Source organism: Rhizobium sp. 16-488-2b (assembly GCF_017741815.1).
GTDB lineage: Bacteria > Pseudomonadota > Alphaproteobacteria > Rhizobiales > Rhizobiaceae > Rhizobium.
The window spans coordinates 267,009-287,696 of sequence record NZ_JAGHMF010000003.1; the positions used below are offsets into that span (position 1 = coordinate 267,009).

Annotated in this window: 22 protein-coding genes, 1 tRNA gene and 1 riboswitch; of the genes, 10 read left to right on the plus strand and 13 right to left on the minus strand. The window is 63.1% G+C overall.

The features are described from left to right. Positions 1–36 precede the first annotated feature (36 nt). Positions 37–720: a phosphate regulon transcriptional regulator PhoB gene (gene phoB / locus J5286_RS02905; protein WP_018898307.1), complete on the plus strand. Its 684-nt coding sequence runs from the start codon at positions 37–39 to the stop codon at positions 718–720. A gap of 82 nt (positions 721–802) precedes the next feature. Here phoB and J5286_RS02910 read toward each other — a convergent pair whose 3' ends face one another. Next, on the minus strand, positions 803–1,348 hold the full coding sequence (locus J5286_RS02910; RefSeq protein ID WP_112940956.1) for a GcrA family cell cycle regulator: 546 nt from the start codon (positions 1,346–1,348) through the stop codon (positions 803–805). A gap of 427 nt (positions 1,349–1,775) precedes the next feature. Between J5286_RS02910 and J5286_RS02915 the strand changes: the two genes are divergently transcribed. The 3 genes from J5286_RS02915 (at position 1,776) to J5286_RS02925 (ending at position 5,025) form a co-directional block, all read left to right on the plus strand. After that, positions 1,776–2,972: an aspartate aminotransferase family protein gene (locus tag J5286_RS02915; protein WP_047507231.1), complete on the plus strand. Its 1,197-nt coding sequence runs from the start codon at positions 1,776–1,778 to the stop codon at positions 2,970–2,972. Positions 2,973–3,019: 47 nt separating this feature from the next. Further along, a complete protein-coding gene (gene argF / locus J5286_RS02920) occupies positions 3,020–3,937 on the plus strand; it encodes an ornithine carbamoyltransferase (protein WP_026282967.1) in 918 nt (305 codons plus the stop codon). Positions 3,938–4,029: 92 nt separating this feature from the next. Continuing rightward, the gene (locus tag J5286_RS02925) at positions 4,030–5,025 is read left to right on the plus strand and encodes an Hsp33 family molecular chaperone (protein ID WP_209189082.1); all 996 of its coding nucleotides are present in this window, start codon (positions 4,030–4,032) and stop codon (positions 5,023–5,025) included. A gap of 18 nt (positions 5,026–5,043) precedes the next feature. Here the strand turns inward: J5286_RS02925 and apaG are convergent, their stop codons facing one another. Together apaG and J5286_RS02935 are read right to left on the minus strand one after the other, a co-directional pair. Further along, the gene (gene apaG / locus J5286_RS02930) at positions 5,044–5,436 is read right to left on the minus strand and encodes a Co2+/Mg2+ efflux facilitator ApaG/CorD (RefSeq protein WP_026282968.1); all 393 of its coding nucleotides are present in this window, start codon (positions 5,434–5,436) and stop codon (positions 5,044–5,046) included. A gap of 207 nt (positions 5,437–5,643) precedes the next feature. Further along, positions 5,644–6,828 carry an O-succinylhomoserine sulfhydrylase gene (locus J5286_RS02935; RefSeq protein ID WP_209189084.1) on the minus strand — a complete coding sequence of 395 codons (1,185 nt, stop codon included), beginning with the start codon at positions 6,826–6,828 and terminating at the stop codon, positions 5,644–5,646. Between the two features lie 44 nt (positions 6,829–6,872). Next, positions 6,873–6,951, minus strand: a riboswitch (SAM riboswitch). Positions 6,952–7,024: 73 nt separating this feature from the next. Here J5286_RS02935 and J5286_RS02940 point away from each other — a divergent pair. The 3 genes from J5286_RS02940 to J5286_RS02950 all read left to right on the plus strand — a co-directional run bounded on the left by J5286_RS02940 (position 7,025) and on the right by J5286_RS02950 (position 8,663). Continuing rightward, the gene (locus J5286_RS02940; protein ID WP_209189086.1) at positions 7,025–8,119 is read left to right on the plus strand and encodes a 2'-deoxycytidine 5'-triphosphate deaminase; all 1,095 of its coding nucleotides are present in this window, start codon (positions 7,025–7,027) and stop codon (positions 8,117–8,119) included. 69 nt (positions 8,120–8,188) lie between these two features. After that, positions 8,189–8,262 (plus strand) — tRNA-Gly (locus J5286_RS02945). Between the two features lie 212 nt (positions 8,263–8,474). After that, positions 8,475–8,663: a hypothetical protein gene (locus tag J5286_RS02950; RefSeq protein WP_018898317.1), complete on the plus strand. Its 189-nt coding sequence runs from the start codon at positions 8,475–8,477 to the stop codon at positions 8,661–8,663. Positions 8,664–8,760: 97 nt separating this feature from the next. Here the strand turns inward: J5286_RS02950 and J5286_RS02955 are convergent, their stop codons facing one another. Continuing rightward, on the minus strand, positions 8,761–10,773 hold the full coding sequence (locus J5286_RS02955; RefSeq protein WP_209189087.1) for a methyl-accepting chemotaxis protein: 2,013 nt from the start codon (positions 10,771–10,773) through the stop codon (positions 8,761–8,763). A gap of 233 nt (positions 10,774–11,006) precedes the next feature. Further along, positions 11,007–12,941, minus strand: coding sequence for a glycosyltransferase family 2 protein (locus J5286_RS02960; protein WP_245205324.1), 1,935 nt, complete (start codon positions 12,939–12,941; stop codon positions 11,007–11,009). 53 nt (positions 12,942–12,994) lie between these two features. Between J5286_RS02960 and J5286_RS02965 the strand changes: the two genes are divergently transcribed. Continuing rightward, on the plus strand, positions 12,995–13,870 hold the full coding sequence (locus tag J5286_RS02965) for a transporter substrate-binding domain-containing protein (RefSeq protein ID WP_209189089.1): 876 nt from the start codon (positions 12,995–12,997) through the stop codon (positions 13,868–13,870). 5 nt (positions 13,871–13,875) lie between these two features. Here the strand turns inward: J5286_RS02965 and J5286_RS02970 are convergent, their stop codons facing one another. The 5 genes from J5286_RS02970 to J5286_RS02990 all read right to left on the minus strand — a co-directional run bounded on the left by J5286_RS02970 (position 13,876) and on the right by J5286_RS02990 (position 17,002). Then, positions 13,876–14,289, minus strand: coding sequence for a tellurite resistance TerB family protein (locus tag J5286_RS02970; RefSeq protein ID WP_018898321.1), 414 nt, complete (start codon positions 14,287–14,289; stop codon positions 13,876–13,878). Between the two features lie 53 nt (positions 14,290–14,342). Then, on the minus strand, positions 14,343–15,083 hold the full coding sequence (locus tag J5286_RS02975; protein ID WP_209189091.1) for a thermonuclease family protein: 741 nt from the start codon (positions 15,081–15,083) through the stop codon (positions 14,343–14,345). Between the two features lie 11 nt (positions 15,084–15,094). Further along, complete coding sequence (locus J5286_RS02980) at positions 15,095–15,760, minus strand: S24 family peptidase (RefSeq protein ID WP_018898323.1); 666 nt, start codon at positions 15,758–15,760, stop codon at positions 15,095–15,097. Between the two features lie 104 nt (positions 15,761–15,864). After that, the gene (locus J5286_RS02985) at positions 15,865–16,512 is read right to left on the minus strand and encodes a response regulator (RefSeq protein WP_209189092.1); all 648 of its coding nucleotides are present in this window, start codon (positions 16,510–16,512) and stop codon (positions 15,865–15,867) included. 91 nt (positions 16,513–16,603) lie between these two features. Next, on the minus strand, positions 16,604–17,002 hold the full coding sequence (locus J5286_RS02990) for a hypothetical protein (RefSeq protein ID WP_209189094.1): 399 nt from the start codon (positions 17,000–17,002) through the stop codon (positions 16,604–16,606). A 110-nt stretch (positions 17,003–17,112) separates the two neighbouring features. Between J5286_RS02990 and J5286_RS02995 the strand changes: the two genes are divergently transcribed. Both J5286_RS02995 and J5286_RS03000 read left to right on the plus strand, forming a co-directional pair. After that, complete coding sequence (locus tag J5286_RS02995; RefSeq protein ID WP_209189096.1) at positions 17,113–17,466, plus strand: DUF952 domain-containing protein; 354 nt, start codon at positions 17,113–17,115, stop codon at positions 17,464–17,466. Next, the gene (locus tag J5286_RS03000; RefSeq protein WP_209189098.1) at positions 17,463–18,551 is read left to right on the plus strand and encodes a quinone-dependent dihydroorotate dehydrogenase; all 1,089 of its coding nucleotides are present in this window, start codon (positions 17,463–17,465) and stop codon (positions 18,549–18,551) included. Before J5286_RS02995 ends, J5286_RS03000 begins: the two co-directional genes overlap by 4 nt. On the opposite strand, the gene J5286_RS03005 is transcribed toward J5286_RS03000, so the two are convergent. The 3 genes from J5286_RS03005 to J5286_RS03015 form a co-directional block, all read right to left on the minus strand. Further along, positions 18,527–19,822, minus strand: a complete 1,296-nt coding sequence (locus J5286_RS03005; RefSeq protein WP_209189604.1) for an MATE family efflux transporter — start codon at positions 19,820–19,822, stop codon at positions 18,527–18,529. The genes J5286_RS03000 and J5286_RS03005 overlap by 25 nt on opposite strands. 95 nt (positions 19,823–19,917) lie before the next feature. Further along, complete coding sequence (locus tag J5286_RS03010) at positions 19,918–20,415, minus strand: CAP domain-containing protein (protein WP_047507248.1); 498 nt, start codon at positions 20,413–20,415, stop codon at positions 19,918–19,920. 1 nt (position 20,416) lies between these two features. Beyond that, a complete protein-coding gene (locus J5286_RS03015; RefSeq protein WP_018898330.1) occupies positions 20,417–20,683 on the minus strand; it encodes a DUF6460 domain-containing protein in 267 nt (88 codons plus the stop codon). Positions 20,684–20,688 lie beyond the last annotated feature (5 nt).

A 20,688-nucleotide genomic window follows, 5' to 3' on the forward strand; every position in this document is an offset into this window, starting at 1 on the left:
GCGTTCCGGACCCACGCCCCCAGGAGACCGAGACGAATGATCCCAAGAGTAGCAGTCGTTGAAGACGAAGAAGCACTGAGCGTGCTTCTTCGCTATAACCTCGAGGCCGAAGGCTTCGAAGTCGATACCATCCTTCGCGGTGACGAGGCCGAAATCCGGCTGCAGGAACGCACGCCGGACCTTTTGATCCTCGATTGGATGCTGCCCGGCGTATCCGGCATCGAGCTGTGCCGTCGCCTGCGCATGCGCCCGGAGACGGAGCGCCTGCCGATCATCATGCTGACCGCCCGTGGTGAGGAAAGCGAACGCGTTCGCGGCCTGTCGACCGGCGCCGACGACTACGTCGTCAAGCCGTTCTCGACGCCTGAGCTCGTCGCCCGCGTCAAGGCGATGCTGCGTCGCGCCAAGCCGGAAGTTCTGTCCTCGCTGCTGAAGTGCGGCGATATCGAGCTCGATCGCGAAACCCACCGCGTTCACCGCAAGAGCCGCGAAGTCCGCCTCGGACCGACCGAATTCCGCCTCCTGGAATTCCTGATGTCGTCGCCGGGCCGCGTCTTCTCCCGCTCGCAGCTGCTCGATGGCGTCTGGGGCCATGACATCTATGTCGACGAGCGCACCGTCGACGTTCACGTCGGCCGCCTGCGCAAGGCGCTCAACTTCTCCAACATGCAGGACGTGATCCGCACCGTTCGCGGCGCCGGCTATTCGATGGAAGCTTAAGACGCTTCCATTTCATCCGATCCAACGAAAAACGGGCCCCGCGAGGGCCCGTTTTCATGTGTTCCTTATCCGGCTTTCCGGGTCATGCGACCCGGTTGGCGGCCTTGCGGCGCTCGTTGACCGGCTGGTAGGCCATGCGCTGGTGGTAGGTGCAGTATGGCGAGTTGTCGGGGGACTCGCAGCCGCAGAAGTGGAAGTCATCCGTCAGCGGATCGCCGACCGGCCACTTGCACGTACGCTCGGTCAGTTCCGTGAGGCCGAGGCGGCGCGAGATCGGAACGACAACGTTGGAAGCTGGACGGTAACGGACTTCCTCGATCGCATCGATATCCATCTCTTCCTTGAGAGCCACTGCGCCCTGCGGGCGGGCAACGGCGCGGCTTGGCGAGATGCGTGCGGAATTGAAGCTGTTGGCGGGGCGTGGCGTCGAAACCGCCGGGCGCTTTGGGGCCCGCGTCGCCGTCGTCGTGCCGCCGGCCTTGGCGCGGCCAGGCAGGTTCAGACGGTGGACCTTGCCGATGACGGCGTTGCGGCTTACACCGCCAAGTTGTGCCGCAATCTGGCTGGCGCTCAGGCCTTCGGCCCAAAGCTTCTTCAGTCTTTCAACGCGCTCGTCTGTCCAGTTCATGCCCTGTCTCCGCCTTATTGCGTTGGTGTAGGCAGAATCCTTCACCCATGGCACGGACGTGTCCGGACCAAGAAACGCTTGCTCGATTTTGGTGACTAGTTCCGCCGCATGCAGTCTAGTAATTGAGTTTTAACCTAGAGTGAGGGCGACTCCGTGACAAGAGTCGGTTGAATCGCGGCGAATCGATTTCTCGGTTTTCCCCAACTTGCTGGGTGGTAGAGTCATTTCTGCAACATTAGCTGTTGATAGCTCGCCGGCGCCCCGATGCTTGCTTGACGCATGCGACAAAAGCTCAGTTTTGTTGACATCGCACTGCGAAAAGACAATAGTGCCCCTCGCCGCCGAAAGGCGGCATTTTTCATTTCCGGGCACCCGCTTTTTAGCCGGAGTCCGGGCCTTTGTTGAGCGAATGACAGGAGATCGCGCCATGGCTGAAGCCGCGCCGCTTTATGATACCTACTCTCGTGCCCCGCTGCGGTTCGAGCGAGGAGAGGGCGTATGGCTGATCACCGAAACTGGCGAGCGATATCTCGATTTCGGCGCGGGCGTTGCCGTGACCTCTGTCGGCCATAGCAATCCGCATGTCGTCGGAGCACTGAAGGATCAGGCCGATAAGGTCTGGCACCTTTCCAACATTTACGAGATCCCCGGTCAGGAGCGCCTCGCCAAGCGGCTGACGGATGCAACCTTCGCGGATAAGGTGTTCTTCACCAACTCCGGCGCCGAAGCGCTGGAATGCGCGATCAAGACCGCGCGCCGCTACCAGTATTCGAAGGGCCATCCCGAGCGCTTCCACATCATCACCTTCGAAGGCGCCTTCCACGGCCGCACGCTGGCGACGATCGCCGCCGGCGGCCAGGAAAAGTATCTGGAAGGCTTCGGCCCCAAGGCACCCGGCTTCGATCAGGTTCCCTTCGGTGATATCGAGGCCGTCCGCGCTGCGATCACCGATGCCACGGCCGGCATCCTGATCGAGCCGGTACAGGGCGAGGGTGGTATCCGCCCGGCGACGGTGGAGTTCATGAAGGCGTTGCGTCAGCTCTGCGATGAAAACGGCCTGCTTCTGATCCTCGACGAGGTTCAGACCGGCGTCGGCCGTACAGGCAAGCTCTTTGCTTATGAGCGTTTGGGCGTAACGCCGGACATTCTCGCCGCCGCCAAGGGCATCGGCGGCGGTTTCCCGCTCGGCGCCTGCCTGGCAACGGCTGAAGCAGCCTCCGGCATGAAGGCCGGCACCCATGGCTCGACCTATGGCGGCAACCCGCTCGCCATGGCCGTCGGCAATGCCGTGCTAGACGTGATCCTCGAGGAAGGCTTCCTGCAGCACGTCAACGACGTGGCACTCGTCTTCCGCCAGGGTCTCGCATCGCTGAAGGATCGCTTCCCCGATGTGATCGAGGATGTCAGGGGAGAAGGCCTGATGCTTGGCGTCAAGGCGGCTGTTCCGTCGGCCGAGCTCCTGCAGGCCATCCGCGCTGCCAACCTGCTGGCCATTCCGGCCGGCGACAATGTCATCCGTTTGCTTCCTCCGCTCGTCGTCACCGCTGACGAAGCCCGCGAAGGCCTCGCGCGCCTTGAGCGCGCCGCCGAGAGCGTGCGCGCCAAGGCAAAGAAGACGGCTTGAATGGATGGATGCCCGGCCGGATGGCGGGCGTAACAGGTTAAAGACAGATGGCTTCCCCAAAACACTTTCTCGATCTTTCCGCGGTAACCTCCTCCGACCTCAGGGTCATCATGGATGATGCCAAGACCCGCAAGCAGGCCTTCAAGGCCGGCCAGGGCGACAAGCCGCTGGCAGGCAAGATGCTGGCGATGATCTTCGAAAAGCCCTCGACGCGCACCCGCGTCTCCTTCGACGTCGGCATGCGCCAGCTCGGCGGCGAAACGCTGTTCCTCTCCGGCACCGAAATGCAGCTCGGCCGCGCCGAAACGATTGGCGATACCGCCAAGGTCCTGTCGCGCTATGTCGATGCGATCATGATCCGTACCACCGACCATGCGCGCATGCTGGAGCTCGCCGAACACGCGACGGTTCCCGTCATCAATGCGCTGACGGATGACACTCATCCGTGCCAGATCATGGCCGATATCATGACCTTCGAAGAGCATCGCGGCCCGATCAAGGGCAAGACGATTGCCTGGATGGGCGATGGCAACAACGTGCTGCATTCGCTCGTCGAAGGGGCTGCCCGTTTCGGCTATCGCATGAACATGGCGGTACCCCTTGGTTCCGAGCCGAAGGATCACTATCTGAACTGGGCCCGCAATGAGGGCGCCGAGATCATGCTGAGCCATGATGCAGACCGTGCGGTCGCCGGCGCCGATTGCGTGGTGACCGATACCTGGGTCTCCATGAATCAGGAACATCGGGCCCGGGGTCACAACGTCTTCCAGCCTTATCAGGTCAATTCGGCTTTGATGGCACAGGCCGACAAGGATGCATTGTTCATGCATTGCCTGCCGGCCCATCGTGGTGAGGAAGTTACCGACGAAGTGATCGACGGCCCGCAATCCGTGGTCTTCGATGAAGCGGAAAACCGTCTTCATGCGCAGAAGTCGATTCTTGCTTGGTGCCTGGGCGCGATCTGAACCATACTGGAGGCCACATCGGGCCGGACAGGCCCGTGGCCGCGCTGGCGGATGGACGGGCTCGTCCGCTGCCCTCAGACTAGGAGAAGACCATGGCAGAAGCTGCAGCCACCCTCGGCGAATTCGATTTCGCCGGTGATGATCATGTCGTTCCGTTTCAGGTGGAAGGCCTGGATGTGCGCGGTCGCGCCGTCCAGCTCGGCCCGATGCTGGATGCGATCCTCGATCGCCACAACTATCCCGCACCCGTCGCCCGCCTGCTGGCCGAAGTCATTGCGCTGACGGTGCTGCTTGGCACGTCGCTGAAGTTCGAAGGCAAGTTCACGGTCCAGACCAAGAGCGACGGCCCGGTCGATCTGCTTGTCGCCGATTTCTCGACGCCCGAGAACGTGCGCGCCTACGCCCGTTTCGACCAGACGCTTCTGGACGAGGCGGTTGCCGCCGGCCGCGCCGAGCCCGAGCAACTGCTCGGCAAGGGCATGCTGGCGTTCACCATCGACCAGGGCAAGTTCAGCCAGCCTTACCAGGGCATCGTCGCGCTTGATGGCGCCACGCTGGAAGACATTGCCGGCACCTATTTCCGCCAGTCGGAGCAGATTCCGACGCGCGTGCGCCTCGCCGCGGCCGAATTGCTGGACCGCGACGAAACGGGTAAGCCGCGTCATCGCTGGCGGGCAGGGGGCCTCGTTGCCCAGTTCCTGCCGGAAGCGCCCGAGCGCATGCGCCAGGCCGACCTGCATGGCGGCGATGGCGACGAAGGTACCGTCCAGCATGCTGAAGACGATGCCTGGGCCGAAGCCCGTTCGCTGGTGGAAACCATTGACGCCGATGAGCTGACGGATCCGCAGGTCGGCGTCGAGCGCCTGCTGTTCCGGCTGTTCCACGAGCGCGGCGTGCGCGTTTACGAGCCGCGCGAAGTGTTCGACCGCTGCTCCTGCTCGCGCGAGAAGATCAAGGGCGTGCTCAAGGGCTTCTCCGCCGAGGAGATCGAAGCGAGCCAGGAAGAGGGCAAGATCGCGGTCACCTGCGAGTTCTGCTCGACGACCTATCGTTTCGAGGCCGAAGAGCTTGCGCAGGCGGCTGAGTAACCTGCGACGAAACCAAGGTTAGTTCAGCACTCTGAGCAGGCCGGGTGAATCAAGAGAGAAGGCGGGGATTTCCACCTGGAAGACCTCGCCTTTATCGGTTTCCATCTGGTAGTGGCCGAACATCAGGCCCGATGGCGTATCGAGCGGGCAGCCCGATGAATATTCATATGTGTCGCCAGGGCTGAGCGTCGGCTGCTCGCCTACGACACCCGCGCCGCTCACTTCATCGACGACGCCGTTCTGGTCGGTGATGTTCCAGTAGCGGTTGACGAGGCGTACCGTGAGGTCGGAATTGTTGCTGATGACGATGCGGTAGCCCCACACATAGCGGTCGTCGTCCGGGTCGGATTGCTCCTCCAGGTAAAAGGGCTCGACCACCACTTCAATATCTCGTGTCAGGGCGCGGTACATGCCTACACCATAATAAGAATACCTTACTGGTATCTTATAAGAGGTGCGGCAGGTCAATAAACCAGGCTGGAATCCGCAATCAATTGGCTGTAAGCGCGAAAAATTCGCGCGTTAAGACTAATGTCGCTCCCGCTCAGCGCGAGTAAATTGCAAAAATGCGCGTTTAAATGCCGACCGGATCACATCGACCCGGCCGGCTATTCTTCATCAGGCCTTGATCTTGGAGAGCGCCTGCGCGAAATCCTCGATCAGGTCGTCGGTATCCTCGATACCAGCAGATAGGCGCACGGTGCCCGGAGAAATGCCGAGTTCGGCGCGGGCCTCGTCCGTCAGGTTCTTGTGCGTAGTCGTCGCCGGATGCGTGATCAGGCTCTTGGCGTCGCCGAGATTGTTGGAGATCTTGACGATCTCAAGCGCGTTCTGCAGCGCGAACGCCGCTTCCTTGCCGCCCTTGAGCTCGATCGCCACCAGCGTCGAGCCGCCCTTCATCTGCTTGGCGACGATGTCGGCCTGCGGATGGTCCTTGCGGCCGGGATAGATCACCTTGGCCACCTGCTTCTGCTCGGCCAGGAAATCGGCGATCTTGCCGGCGTTCTCGGTCTGCTGCTTGACGCGCAGCGGCAGTGTCTCGAGACCCTTGAGCAGCGTCCAGGCCGTGAACGGCGACATTGCCGGACCGGTGTGGCGATAATAATCCTGCAGATGCTCGTTGACCCACTCCGTATCCGAGAGGATCACGCCACCGAGGCTGCGGCCCTGGCCGTCGATATGCTTGGTCGCGGAATAGACGACGATATGGGCGCCGAGTTCCAGCGGCTTCTGGAAGATCGGCGTCGCGAAGACGTTGTCGACCACGACCTTGGCGCCGACCTGGTTGGCGAGCTTGGCAACGCCGGCGATATCGACCACTTCGAGCGTCGGGTTGGTCGGGCTTTCCAGGAAGAACACCTTGGTATTCGGGCGGATCGCCTTTTCCCAGTTCTCCAGATAGCGCCCATCGACCAGCGTGCACTCGATGCCGTATTTCGGCGCCAGTGTCTCGACAACCCAGCGGCACGAACCGAACAGCGCGCGGGCGGCCACGATATGGTCGCCGGCCTTCACCTGGCAGAGGATGGCGGCGGCAACGGCTGCCATGCCCGATGCGGTGGCGCGGGCTTCTTCGGCACCTTCCATCGCGCACATGCGCTTTTCGAACATGTCGTTGGTCGGGCTGCCGTAGCGGGCGTAGATATAGCCCTCGGTCTCGCCCTTGAAGCGCGCCTCTGCGGCTTCCGCGCTGTCGTAGACAAACCCTTGCGTGAGATAGATCGCCTCGGAGGTCTCGCTATACTGCGAGCGCAGCGTTCCGCCGTGGACCAGTTGGGTTGCCGGGCGCCAAGTCTTGCTCATGCCATCACCACTTTCAAACACAAAAAAACCGGCCGCGAATGCAGACCGGTTTCAACCCGGTCTATTTAGCCACTTGTTTAACGTGGCTGCAAGCCGACCGGCCAAATCACCACGGGATAAAGCTGCAATACTGCTGTTGCGCGCTTGCGTCAATTCCTCGATTTTGGTTTTGTCTGCGGCAAATTATGGATGGGGCATGATGGCTCGCGAAACAGGAATATTGGCAGACCGCGCGATTGCCGCGTTGTTCGAGACGGGACGCCTCGTCGCGGAGCGCGAGCTCGACAGCGACCAGATCCAGCCGGCGAGCCTTGATCTGCGTCTCGGCGCCAAGGCCTTCCGCGTCCGCGCCAGCTTCATGCCGGGTCCGAACAGCCTCGTCTCCGACAAGCTCGACCGTTTGAAGCTGCATGTCGTCGATCTCTCGGAAGGCGCGGTGCTCGAAACCGGCTGCGTCTACATCGTTCCCCTGATGGAGCGCCTCGATCTGCCGGCCGACATGTCGGCCTCGGCCAACCCGAAAAGCTCGACCGGCCGCCTCGATATCTTCACCCGCGTCATCACCGATTACGCCCAAGAATTCGACAAGATACCGGCTGGCTATTCCGGCCCGCTCTATCTCGAAATCTCGCCGCGCACCTTCCCGATCGTCGTGCGTCGCGGCTCGCGCCTGTCGCAGATCCGCTTCCGCATCGGCCAGTCGCTGCTCGACGAGCCGGCGCTTCTGGCGCTGCACGATGCCGAGACGTTGGTCGCAAGCACCAAGCCGAATGTCTCGGGCGGCGGCATTGCGCTGTCGATTGATCTCGCCGGCGACAAGGACGGACTGATCGGCTACCGCGGCAAGCACCACACGGCTGTCGTCGACGTCGACAAGAAGGCCCAGCACGACATCTTCGATTTCTGGGAGCCGATCTATAGTCGCGGCCGCAACGAACTGATCCTCGATCCCGACGAGTTCTACATCCTCGTCTCGCGCGAGGCGGTCCACGTGCCCCCGCACTACGCCGCCGAGATGACGCCTTTCGATCCGCTGGTCGGCGAATTCCGCGTCCACTACGCCGGCTTCTTCGACCCCGGCTTCGGCCACGCCCCCGCCGGCGGCCGCGGCAGCCGCGCCGTCCTCGAAGTCCGCAGCCACGAGGTCCCCTTCATCCTCGAAGACGGCCAGATCGTCGGCCGCCTGGTCTACGAGCACATGCAGGAACACCCCGAAAGCCTCTACGGCACCGGCCTCGGCTCCAACTACCAGGCACAAGGCCTCAAGCTCTCCAAGCACTTCCGGATCTGACCGGCCTCACCCGGAAGTCGCCAACCCCGCTTGACACCGACCGCCATCTGTTGGAAATCTGCGCTTAACGCGGGTGTAGCTCAATGGTAGAGCAGCAGCTTCCCAAGCTGAATACGAGGGTTCGATTCCCTTCACCCGCTCCAATCCCCATCAAGAATATGTGATCTTCCACGCCCAGTTGGGTCGCGTCTCTATACATTGTGAACTGCGTCAGCGTTGAACGCCCCACACCCTAACGCTTTCCGCTTACTTGACGAATCCCTAATGAACGTGGTTAATTTTTAACTATTCTCCGGTACATGGAACTTGGACGGCGCTTTGGCCGTTACTGGCGCACACGAGGAGGAATAGCGAAATGCTCTTGAAGATTTTCACCGCAAAGCGCGATGTCGTCGATGCCGATGACACCGGCACCTACGCGGATGGCTACCATATGCCGGAACTCGACGTTGCCGCATACAAGCGCAGCGACCGCCGCTCCTCCTATGAGCGCGATTATGGTCGTGGTCGCAAGGTTGAAGAGATCTCGCTCGGTCTCGTCTGAAAGATCGATCGCATAGCGGATAAAGTCGGCATTTGCCGAAATGAAAATGGGCGGCCTTGAGTCGCCCATTTCATGTTTGCGAGAGCCTTGTCGCGGCTCAAAATTCCGTCCAGTCGTCGTCCTTCTTGTCGGCGGAAGACGTGCCCCCGAAGGCGTTGGCGAGCTTTTGCCCCAGCGCGAGCGCCGGCGAGGAGGTCGGTCGCGTAACCCCCGAGGTAGCGATCCGCACCGGGGCCTTGCGGGTCAAGACAGGCTTGGCCGGACGCGGCGCCAGGGGCTCGTTGGCGTCTGGAACCACCCGTGGTGTGAACGCCACGGTGCTGCCGCCGGTGCCGGTCAGCTTGAACTGGTCGAGCAGGGTGTTCAGCGCAGCCGCCTCGGTCGCCAGCTTGTGGCTGGCGGCGGTGCTTTCCTCCACCATCGCCGCGTTCTGCTGCGTGCCCTGGTCCATCGTGTTGACGGCGGTGTTGATCTCCTGCAGCCCGATCGATTGCTCGCGCGCGGCCTCGGCGATCGCGTTGACGTGCTGGTTGATCTCCTGCACCTCATGCACGATCTCTTCGAGCGCCCTGCCGGTTTCGCCGACCAGCGACACGCCCGATTTCACCTGGTTGCCCGAAGTCAGGATCAGCGACTGGATTTCGCGTGCGGCGTTGGCGGAGCGTTGCGCGAGCTCGCGCACTTCCTGGGCGACAACAGCGAAACCCTTGCCCGCTTCGCCGGCGCGTGCTGCTTCCACGCCCGCGTTCAGAGCCAGCAGATTGGTCTGGAAGGCGATATCATCAATCACGCCGATGATGTTGCCGATCGAGGCCGAGGACTGTTCGATCTGCTGCATGGCATTGACCGCCTTGCGCACCACTTCGCCGGAGCGCTCGGCGCTATGGCGGGTTTTCGACACCAGCGTGCGCGCTTCTTCCGCCCGCCGCGCGGCATCCTTGACCGTGGTCGTGATCTCTTCCAGCGCAGCTGCCGTCTCTTCGACGGAGGCCGCCTGCTGCTCGGTGCGACGCGAGAGTTGGTCGGCCGAGGAGCGGATCTCGCCGGCGCCGGCCGTGATCGCGCGGGCATTGTCGCCCACGGTCTGCATCGTTTCGTTGAGCTTGAAGATCGAGTTGTTGAAGTCCTGGCGCAGGCTGTCCAGGTTGCCTTCGAACGGCGTGTTGATCTGCGAGATCAGGTCGCCGGCGGCAAGCTTGCGCAGGCCGTCGCCGAGCGCGCTGACCGTGCGCGAGAGATCGGCCGCCTCGGTGGCGCGCTGGGCTTCGATTTCGCGCCGCTCGCTGTCGGTGAGATTGCGATTGCGCTCCGCCTCGCGCTCGAGGCGAACGCGCTCGATGGCGTTGTCGCGGAAGATCGAGACCGCGGCCGCCATCTCGCCCACTTCATCCTGCCGGTCCATGCCGTCGACGGCGCTTGCCGTCTCGCCCTCGGCAAGCCGCGTCATGCGCTGGCGAAGCCGGGCCATCGGCGCGGCGATACCCGCCTGCGCGATCCAGATGCTGAGCCCGATCGCGGCAAGCACGGCGAGCCCGATCAGCACGAAACAGGAAAGGATGCGGCTGTTGACCGTGGCCGAAAGCGCGTCGCCGCCATCATTGAGCTGCACCATCAGCGCATCATTGTTGGCGATCATCTTCGGTGTGACGATCGAGAGCTTGGCGTTAAGCTCGGCTGCCGTGGCGCGCGCGCCCGTGCGATCGCCGGCCTTGGCCTGTTCGAACATCTTCTTCGAGAGCGCGTCCATCTCGTCGATGCCGGCGATGATTTCGTCGATCGCGGGCTTGCGGTTCGCCACGAGGTCGGCTGCCTGCTGCAGGCGTTCGCGCGCTTGCGGCATCTTGCTCGGCGCGGCGATCGCGGCATCGAAGTCGGGCATGCCGGGGGAGAGGTCGGAGACGACGGTTGCCTGCAGAACGGCTGCGGTGGCAGACGCGCTGGCACGCGAGGCCTGCATGGCTGCCAGCGCTTCATGGTCGATGAAGGCGCTGTAGGCGGCATCGGCGCCGCGGAATTCCTCGACGACATAGACAAGACCGCCGATCGCGATGACGCCGAGAAGCGCAACGACCGAGATGATCTTGGTGCGGATTTTGAAGTTTTTCAGCATGAATGGGCCCATGGGCTGCGGCCAGGGGGATGGCCGGATACGATCATTTTCAAGGACAGGCGTTTTCGAAGGCAGAGCTGGCGCTTGTGGCGCCGTGGGGAGATGCCCGCTAAGGCTCGACAGGCGCATCATGCATTCGGTCGGGAACCGGTGTCGTCGAACGCGACTAGAATCCATATTGCTTAAGACGAAACTAACACATCCAAAGGTCCACAGAATTTAAGTGGATCGGCTCATTGTAGCGGCATGGAGGCCGCGCGCACCGGTTGCGAAGAGGGCAGGTGCGGGGTCTTGTCCCAGAAGAACGGCTTGAAATGCAGCTGGAAGACCGCGCGCCACGCGGCGCCCGAGATCATCATCCAGTAAGCGGGCAGGGCGACCCAGCGCCAGCCGACCTTTCGCTTTTCATCGCGCAGCATGGCGCGCCGGCCAAGCACCAGCAGGATGACGTAGCTTCCCAGCATGTTGCCGACATCGATCAGAAACAGCAGCGCATCAAGGGTGGCGGTTTCAGGGAAGCCGAGCATCAGGTAGCTGGCGGTGGTGAGGATCAGCATGACCATCCACGGATGCGTCAGCGAGGCGACGAGCATGCCACCGATCAGCACCTGGAAAATGAGGAACGGCCATATCCCCATCTCGCGCACGAGCTTGCCCGGCGCGCGCATCATCACCAGCCACGTCTGCAGCCAGCCCTTGAACCACCGTGTGCGCTGGTTCAGCCAGACCTTGCGCGTCGTCGGCGCGTCCTCGTAGGTCGGGCAGTCGATCACGCCGCAGCGGTAGCCAAGCCTGTAGAGCCGCAGGCCGAGATCGGCATCCTCAGTCACATTATAGGGGTCCCACCCGCCGCACGCCTTGAGATCGGCGACGCGCAGGTGGTTGGACGTGCCGCCAAGCGGCATCGGCAACCGGTGCTTCGCGAGCATTGGCAGCAACAGCCGAAACAGCGCTGCGTATTCAAGCGCGAAGGCCGCGCTGATCCATGAGCTGCCGACATTGGAGATGATCAAGGGAGCCTGCAGGCAGGCGACATCATCGCGGCTGGCGCAGAAGCTCGCATAGGCCGCGCGCAGCTGGTCCGGATGCGGCCTGTCCTCGGCGTCGTAGATCACGAGGAACTCGCCGCGCGCGGCGCTCAGAGCATAGTTCAGCGCCTTCGGTTTCGTTCTCGGATGGGAGACGGGCACCGCGACGATTTCGAACTGCGGGCCGAGATCCTGTTTTTCGAGCGCCGCGATCGTCGCATGGTCGTCGGCCTCGCATATCAGCTTGATGTCGAGCTTGGCGGTGGGCCAGTTGAGCTGCTTCAGCGCCGCGACAAGCTGGCCGGCGACCTCCGCCTCCTTGTAGAGCGCGACGAAAACGGAATAGACCGGTAGCCGCTCCGTCGGCTGCGGCGTTGGCTGCGGGCCGCGGCGGTGGCTGAGCGCGCAGGCCCTGAGCAGGATCGCCGCCATGTAGATGAGAGACAGCGCGAGGTGAACGATCGCGATCAGCGGCAGATCGGAAAACGCCGCGAATATAAGCGCGCAGAGTGCCGCGCCGGCAATGAACCCCTGCTTGCCCGAGAGCACGATGCGGGCGCTGAACCGGCCCTTGTCCTCGAACAGCGTCCCGATGCTCTCCTTCACCCGCCGCTTGGCGCCGACGCGCCAGATGGCGTCGCGCATCGCGGTGGGCGTGGTGACGATGATCCGCTCTGCAAGCCCCGGCCGCGCCTCGATCGTCTGTGCCAGCGCCAGCAGTCGGCCGGCCTCAGGAATGATGGCGATCATCCCCTTGTCGGCATAGTTCAACCGCACGGATCGCGTATCCGCCAGCTGCGTGTCGAGCGCCTGGTCGTCATGGATCAGGGCCGGATCGAGTTGCGACAGGAACGGCACGCGAAGCGCGCGGGCAAGACCTGCATAATAGCTCTCGGCGTCCACCCACCGGTTGGCCAGCAGTTCGCGCTCGATCGACGTGCCGTTATGGCGGGCCATGGTCGCCGCGCGCGCGATCGTCGGCTTGCCGATGCCGAGCATCAGCAGCGCTTCGATCTCGATCTGTTGCGCATCATTGACCACGCCCGCCGGCACGGCCGGCGAGAGCGGAGGTTTTGGTCGCTCCTGAAGCGTCGTGTGACGGGTGCTGATCCCGCCCGACGCATATTCCCCGATACGCATGACTCTGATACACCGTCGTTGAATTGGCAGTGCAGTCCCCGGGGCAGATCATAATGGTGCGATTTAAGCTGGCATCTCTCAATCCTAAGGGGTTTTGCAGCCTATGGCTGTTTCTGGCCGCATTTTGGCTACCTCTTTCGGCTGCGGCGCAGCAGGCCGCGCCCTCCTTGCCCCTGTTGTTCGACAGCCGCGAGCGTCTCGCCAAGCCCGATCTGACGAGCCTCGTGCGCCTGCGTTTCCTGACTTCGGTCGATTTTCCGCCGTTCAATTTCATGGATCAGAACGGCAAGCTATCGGGCTTCAATGTCGATCTCGCCCGCGAGATCTGCGCCGAACTGGAGATTTCGGACAAGTGCCAGATCCAGGCCTTGCCCTTCGGCGATCTCAAGGATGCGCTGGCCGCCTCGCAGGGCGATGCCGTGATCGCGGGGCTGGCCGTCGGCAGCGAGCTGCGCCGGCAGTTCTCCTTCTCGCGTCCTTATCTAATGCTGCCCGCCCGCTTCGCCCGCAATCTGAAGGCGCCGATCAAGGGTGAAAATGCCGCAGGCCTTGCCGATCGCTCCGTCGGCGTCGTCAAGGAAACCGCGCACGCCGCCATGCTCGCCGCTTATTTCCCCAGGGTCAAGGCTGTGCCGTTCGACAGCAAGGAAGCGTTGCTGACAGCATTGAAGGACGGCAAGGTCGACGCCGTCTTCGCCGATTCGCTGCAGCTGTCCTTCTGGGTGTCGTCGCAGGCATCGGAGAAATGCTGCGCCCTGTTCGACGGTCCCTATATGTCGGAAGAGTTTCTGGGCGAGGGCATGACGATCATGCTGCGGCAAAAGGACGAGGTCCTGCGCTCGGCCTTCGACCACGCGCTGGCTGCCCTCTCTCGCAGCGGCCGTCTGCAGGAAATCTACCTGCGCTACTTCCCCTACGGACTGTACTAGGCGGGTTAAGCCTTGCGGAAACGGGCAATCGCGCTGCGCTCGATCGCGGCGCAGGTGAGCTTGTCGAGGCCGAGCCGGTCGCGCAGCAGGCTTAGCAGGCGCAGTTCCTCGGCCTTCACCGAAAGATCGGCCGACGCGACTTCGACCGCCAGCGCATAGGCGGTGTCGTAAAGCTTCGGCGACAGCGTGTCCTTGACCGTCTCGAGAACGACATCGAGCCCCTCGGGGCCGGACAGAAGCGCCGCACAGTCGCGCGCGACCGAGATCAGCTTGTCGTCGTCGAAGCCCCGGAAGACCGGCAGAAACCCGATCAGCTGTCCGATACGTTCCAGCTCCCGATCATTCATCGTGCTGTCGACGGCGGATGCCATGACCATCACGTAGATCAACGCGTCGTGGGCGGAAAGCGGCTTGTTCATGTCTGCATGGTTCCTCTGCGATGTCTGCAGAGTTTAGGAACTGGCCACGCCCATTACAAGGGATCGCTCATATCTTGAGGCTGCGTCAGGTCGGGTGCATCCGTTGCGCCGGCCTGGCGTGGATCCTGCCCGTAGATACCGTTTCCGTCTCGCTTGGCCTTGGCGCCGGCATCCGCGAAGGCGGACCCCGCTTCGGCCTCGGCCCAGCCATTCTCGATCAGCCACTCGGAAAGATCCTGCCCGCCGATCTTGCAGCTGGCCGTCGCGGTGCCGCTCCAGTTGGGATCGCTGAGATCGCAGTTGACGGTCCGAAGCCTAAGGAAAAGCCGGAAATTGGTCTTCGCCAGCATCCCGCATGGCCACTCGGCGCCCCCAATACCGGCGCAGCTCTTGTCGACCGGCGTCGGCGTCAGCCCGGCCAGTTGCAGCCGCCGTTCGCCGAAGCCGAGAACGCCGGCGCTTTCGGCCACCGGGCGCGGCAGGTCGATCCCTTTGTCAGTCACCACGACAGGCTTTTTCTCCGGCTCCGGCGCCTGTTCGCGCTCCAATGGTTTGCCATCGACCGAGGCCGGGTAGAATTGGCTGGCGTCATCCACCGGCCGGGCCATCATGCTGGCATCCGGGTTCGTCGTCGGCTGAGTAGGCGAGGGCGTTTGCTGCTCGGCCGCGCCTTGCGCCGATGCCGCGATCTCGCTGGCATCCGACGCACCGCTCAACCGATGCTCGCCCGCGGCGATCAGGCCGATGACGATCGCTATTCCCGCAGTCGCTGTCAGAAGTGCCGCAGGCTTCATGGAAGATTTTCCTACTGGCTGGCCCAGATGATCCGGGCGATCCAATCCACGTCGGTGAGTTCGATCGTCCGGTTCGGGTGCTCGGGATTGAGCGACATGAGTTCGATCGAGCGCGGGCTCTGGCGCATCAGCACCTTGGCCATAACCTCGCCCTCGCGCGTCTTGACCACGACGCGGTCGTTACGGCGCACCTGCGCGCCCGGCTCGACGATCAGAACGTCGCCGTCGCGATAGAGCGGCATCATGCTTTCGCCCTGCACCTCGAGCGCATAGACGCCGGCCTTCTGAGACGGTGCGGCCGGAAATTCCACGACATCCCAGCCCTGTCCGGCCGGAAAGCCGCCATCATCGAAAAAGCCGCCAGCACCCGCCTGCGCGAAGCCGAGCAGTGGTATTGAGCTCCCTTGCGGCGGAAACGCGCCGTCAGGCAGCGTCGAGAAACTGCCCTGCGGCCGCATGAAGGATAAAAATTCCTCCATGCTGGAGCGCGTCGCCTCCAGCACCTTGGCGATCGATTCCGTCGATGGCCAGCGCAAGCGCCCATCGGCGGAAAGGCGTTTGGATTTGTTGAACGAGGTCGGGTCGAGGCCGGCGCGGCGGGCAAGCCCCGAGGGTGTCAGGTCGTGCCGTTCGGCAAGCCTGTCGAGCGCTCCCCAGATCTGCTCGTGTGACAGCATGTCGCCTGATCCCGTGCGCACAACGGCGCTCCTTAATCGGCTGAAAGATTAACCGCAAGGCGGGCAGGAGTAAAGAGACAAGAGGAATAAAATCCTCTCTCCCGTCAGGCGACCATCGCCATGTTGATCTTGCCGAGCTGGATCACCGCCTGCGTGCGGCTGTCGACATTGAGTTTGAGAAGAATGGCCGAAACATGCGCCTTGATTGTCGCCTCGGAGACGCCGAGCTCATAGGCGATCTGCTTGTTGAGCAAGCCTTCGGCGAGCATCGTCAGCACCCTGCTTTGCTGCGGCGTCAGCGTGTGCAGCCGGTGGATGATGTCGGCCACATCGGGGTCTTGTTCCTGCCCGTCGCGGTAGCTGTCGGGCGTTGCGATATCGCCCGCAAGCACGGTCTGTATGCCGTGGCGGATATCGTCGATCCCGGCGGATTTCGAGATGAAGCCGGAGGCGCCGAGTTCCAGCGAGCGGCGGATCGTCGTCGCATCGTCGGATGCCGAAACGATGACGATCGGCAGGCCTGCGAATTCCGAGCGCAACGCCATCAACCCGGAAAAACCGCTGACCCCGGGCATGGCGAGGTCGAGCAGCATGAGATCGGCCTCCGGATGCTCGCCGACCGACTTTCGCGCGGCGGCGAAATCGCCGGCCTCGACGATATCGGGATGCCCCTCCATCCCGGTCACGGCCTGGCGAAGCGCATCGCGAAACAGCGGATGGTCATCGGCAATAATGATTGTCTGCTCATGCATCGAAAACTCCCTCCCAAGAGCCCGATCATGAAGTCCATGCCCCGCCTTCCTCCACGGTTCATGCCTTCCTGCTAAAGCAGACTATAGCAAATCATGTCTTTTGCGGAAGGGCGTTGCCCTGGTCCTCGCTCTGGAATTCCTTGACGATCCCCATGAAGCTGCGCATCCAGCGCTCCATGATGCCGATCGAGCGGTCGATCTCGGCGTCCGATGGGAGCGCCTTGTTGACGACACTCTTGTTCTCCAGCGCGGTCACCCGGTCCGACAATCGGTCGAGTTCGCTTTCGTAAGCCGCGCGTTCGTCGGCGGCCATGCGGCAGACGAGCGACCCGTCCTTCTCCTCGCAGAGCGACATGGCACCGGTCTGGCGATCGAGCCGCACGAAATGGTCGCCGCTGCGCTCCAGTTGGAAACGGCTTGCGTCCGGCTCTGCGGCGGAAGCGGCAAGCGGAATGAGGATGGCGACGAGGCTGAGCGTGATATTTTTCATGGTTTCCTCCGGAAATCTCGATGGCCACCGCATTTTTTGCGGTGAGCGCGTGGACATCGCCGCTCAACTGCGGCAAAGCCCGGGAAAGACCAGCCATTCATGAGGCCATCATGACCCTGACACCCACGCTTTACAAGATCGTGACGGAAACGCTCTGGCAGGACGCCCGGGCCGCCGGCGTTTTCCGCGGCGCCGCCATCGATCTGACGGATGGATTTATCCACTTCTCGACGGCAAGTCAGGCAGTGCAGACCGCGGCCCTGCACTTCGCCGGCCAGACCGGCCTGCTGCTGGTCGCCGTCGATGGTTCAGTCCTTGGCGACAAGCTGATCTTCGAGCCGTCGCGCGGCGGCGATCTCTTCCCGCATCTCTATGCGGACCTCCCGCTTTCGGCCGTGCTCTGGGAAAAGCCATTGCCGCTCGATGCCGAAGGCAAACACATCTTTCCGGACCTGCAGCCATGATCGATCTCTTCAAGCACGCCGCCCGCAAGGGCCTCTTCCTCTTCGATCCGGAAACGGCGCACGGCATGTCGATCGCGGCGCTGAAATCAGGCCTCGTTCCGGCCTGCGCGGCGCCATCGGATCCGCGCCTGCGCCAGACGGTCGCCGGGCTTGAGTTCGCCAATCCGATCGGCATGGCTGCCGGCTACGACAAGAACGCCGAAGTTCCGGAGGCGCTGCTGAAGATCGGCTTCGGCTTCACCGAGATCGGCACGGTCACGCCCAAGCCACAATCCGGCAATCCGCGTCCGCGCATCTTCCGTCTGGTCGAGGACGAAGGCGTGATCAACCGCCTCGGCTTCAACAATGAGGGCCACGCCGCCGCCTTCCAGCGCCTGTCGACGATCCGGGGCAAGGGCATCATCGGTGTCAATATCGGCGCCAACAAGGATAGCGCCGATCGCATCGACGATTACGTGAAGGGTATCCGCCGCTTCTATTCGCTGGCGGGCTATTTCACCGCCAACATCTCCTCGCCCAACACGCCGGGCCTGCGCGATCTGCAGGCGCGCGAGAGCCTCTCGGCACTTCTGTCGGCCGTGCTTGCCGCGCGCGACGAGGAAGCCGCAAAATCCGGCCACAAGATCCCCGTCTTCCTTAAGGTCGCGCCCGATCTGACGGAAGAGGGCATCGACGACATCGCCGCCGAAGCGCTCTCGCATGCGCTGGATGGCCTGATCGTCTCCAACACCACGCTGTCGCGCGATGGCCTGAAGGATCAGCGCCAGGCGAAAGAGCAGGGTGGTCTCTCCGGCAAGCCGCTCTTCGAAAAGTCGACCGTGGTTCTCGCGAAGATGCGCAAGCGCGTCGGCCCCGGCCTGCCGATCATCGGCGTCGGCGGCGTTTCCTCGGCGGAGACCGCGCTGGAGAAGATCAAGGCGGGCGCCGATCTCGTGCAGCTCTACTCCTGCATGGTCTATGAAGGCCCGGGCCTTGCGGGCGACATCGTTCGTGGCCTGTCGAAGCTGATGGACCGCGAGAAGGTCGCTTCCATCCGTGAACTGCGCGACAGCGGGACGGATTACTGGGCCGGTCGGAACGTCTGATCGGCCCGCTGCTTGACCCTGAGCGCCAGGAACACACCGCGTGAAAGCAGGAACAGATTGATCGCCAGCCACAGGCCGTGGTTGGCGAAGAACGGCACGAAGATCGCGAGTGCCGCGAGATAGACGACGAACGACATCAGCATGCGGTTGCGCATGTCGTTCGACCATGTGGCGCCGATGAAGACGCCATCCATCAGGAAGGCGAGCGCGCCCGTCAGTCCCGTGATCGCCGCCCACGGCAGATAGAGGCTTGCGGCCTCGCGCACGTCAGGTGATGTCGTCAGCGCCGCGATCAGCCGCTCGCCGGCCACCAGGAAGAACAGCGAGATGATGCCGGCGAGCCCGAACGACCAGATCGTCGTCAGCTTCAAGCCGCGATCGAAGGCCGGGCGGTAGCGTGCCCCGACGGCGCGCCCGGTGATCTGCTCGGCGGCATTGGCCAGCCCGTCGAGATAGAAGCTCGACAGCATCAGGAAGTTCATCAGCACGGCGTTCGCCGCCAGCGTCACGGCACCGAAGCTGGTGCCGATCCGCGTCATCAGCGCGAAGGCACCAAGCAGCACGAAGGTGCGGATCAGGATGTCGCGGTTGAGCGTGAAGAGCTCCGCAAGTGCGTGCCCGGCGAAAAGTTCACCGCGCGTCGGCCGGTCAGCGCGGTCGAAGCTCTTGAGCACGATGAACAGGCCGGCGAGCGCCCCGATCGTCTCGCCGACGGTGGTTGCCCAGGCGACGCCTGATATCCCCCAGTCGAGCCAGAGCCCAAGCGCGATCGCCAGCACGATGTTGATGCCGTTGATGATCGTCTGCAGCAGGAGGCCGATGCTTCCCTGCCCACGCCCGAGCACGAAGCCGAGGATCGCGTAATTGGCGAGCGCTGCCGGCCCGGCGAGGATGCGGATGGAGAAATAGGTGCTGGTCGCCTGCGCAACGGCGTTCTCCGGCCCCATCAGCGTCAAACCCGCTGCCAGAAGCAGCGGCGACAGACAGAGCAGCGCCACGCCGCAGCCGAGCGCCGAAATGATCGCCCGCCAGAACACGCCCTGTTCGGCATGCCGGTCGCGCCGCCCATAGGCCTGCGCCGTCAATCCCGTGGTCGAGGCGCGCAGGAAGTTGAAGCTGCCGAGAATGAGATCGAAGAGCATCGCCCCGATCGCCAGGCCCGCCAGCGCATCGGGATCGCCCATGTGGCCGACGACGCCGGTGCCGACGAGGCCGAGCAGCGGCGTGGTGATGAAGCCGAGCGTCATCGGAATGGCGATAGACAGCACCATCCGGTGTGTGACCTCGAAGGCGAGGCCGTTGCGGCTATCGCTGCTGTTTACGCCTGCGTCCAAAACCCGCCTCCCGGCCAAGAGGCGGAATCACCTCAGTTGGAAAGCACCATGGCCCAATAGGGCACGTTGCGGGAAGCGGGATTATAGGCAACCGCGACACCAAGCCCGCTATAGCGGCCGAGCATGTTTTCCAGATGATGCGGTGAGTTGATCCAGGCGGTGACGACGGCCGGAACCGTCTGCTGCCCGGTCGCGATGTTTTCCGCCGCCGGCAGCTGCACGCCGCTCGCCTTAACGCGCGGTCCAAAACCATCGGCGATGCCCATCACGTGCTTCATCTTGCCGGCCGCTGCCATGCGCTTGGCCTGGAAGAGGGCGGCGGCCGTCGCGGCCGGATCGACCGTCAATGGAGGCAGGCCGTTCTTGGCGCGCAGCTGGTTGACGAGCGGCAGCGAGGCCGCCGTCTGGTCTTCGCCGTTGGAGGGTGTCGAGGGCTCTTTCGGCCCGGTGGCGCAGCTGGCGACGCCGGCTGCAAGCGCAAGCGCGGAAAAGCGCAGCAGGCTGCGCCGAGAGAGATCTATGGAGGTCATGTTACCGGCGATAGCTGAAGAGACGGATGATGAGGAAAATCGGAATGACGATGGTGGCGCCGAGCATCAGATAGTCGCCGACGCGGCCGAGCGCGGAGAAGCCGCGGTGCCAGACCTCAAGGATGAAATTGCGGATTCCATAGATGAAATCCAGCGGTGCCAGCCCGAAGACGGCCATGATGAAGCCGACGATCAGCGACACCACCAAAAGCTTGATCAATGTACGGCCGAGCGAGTCGCCCAGAAACTTGTTCACCTGATCGGACATGCATC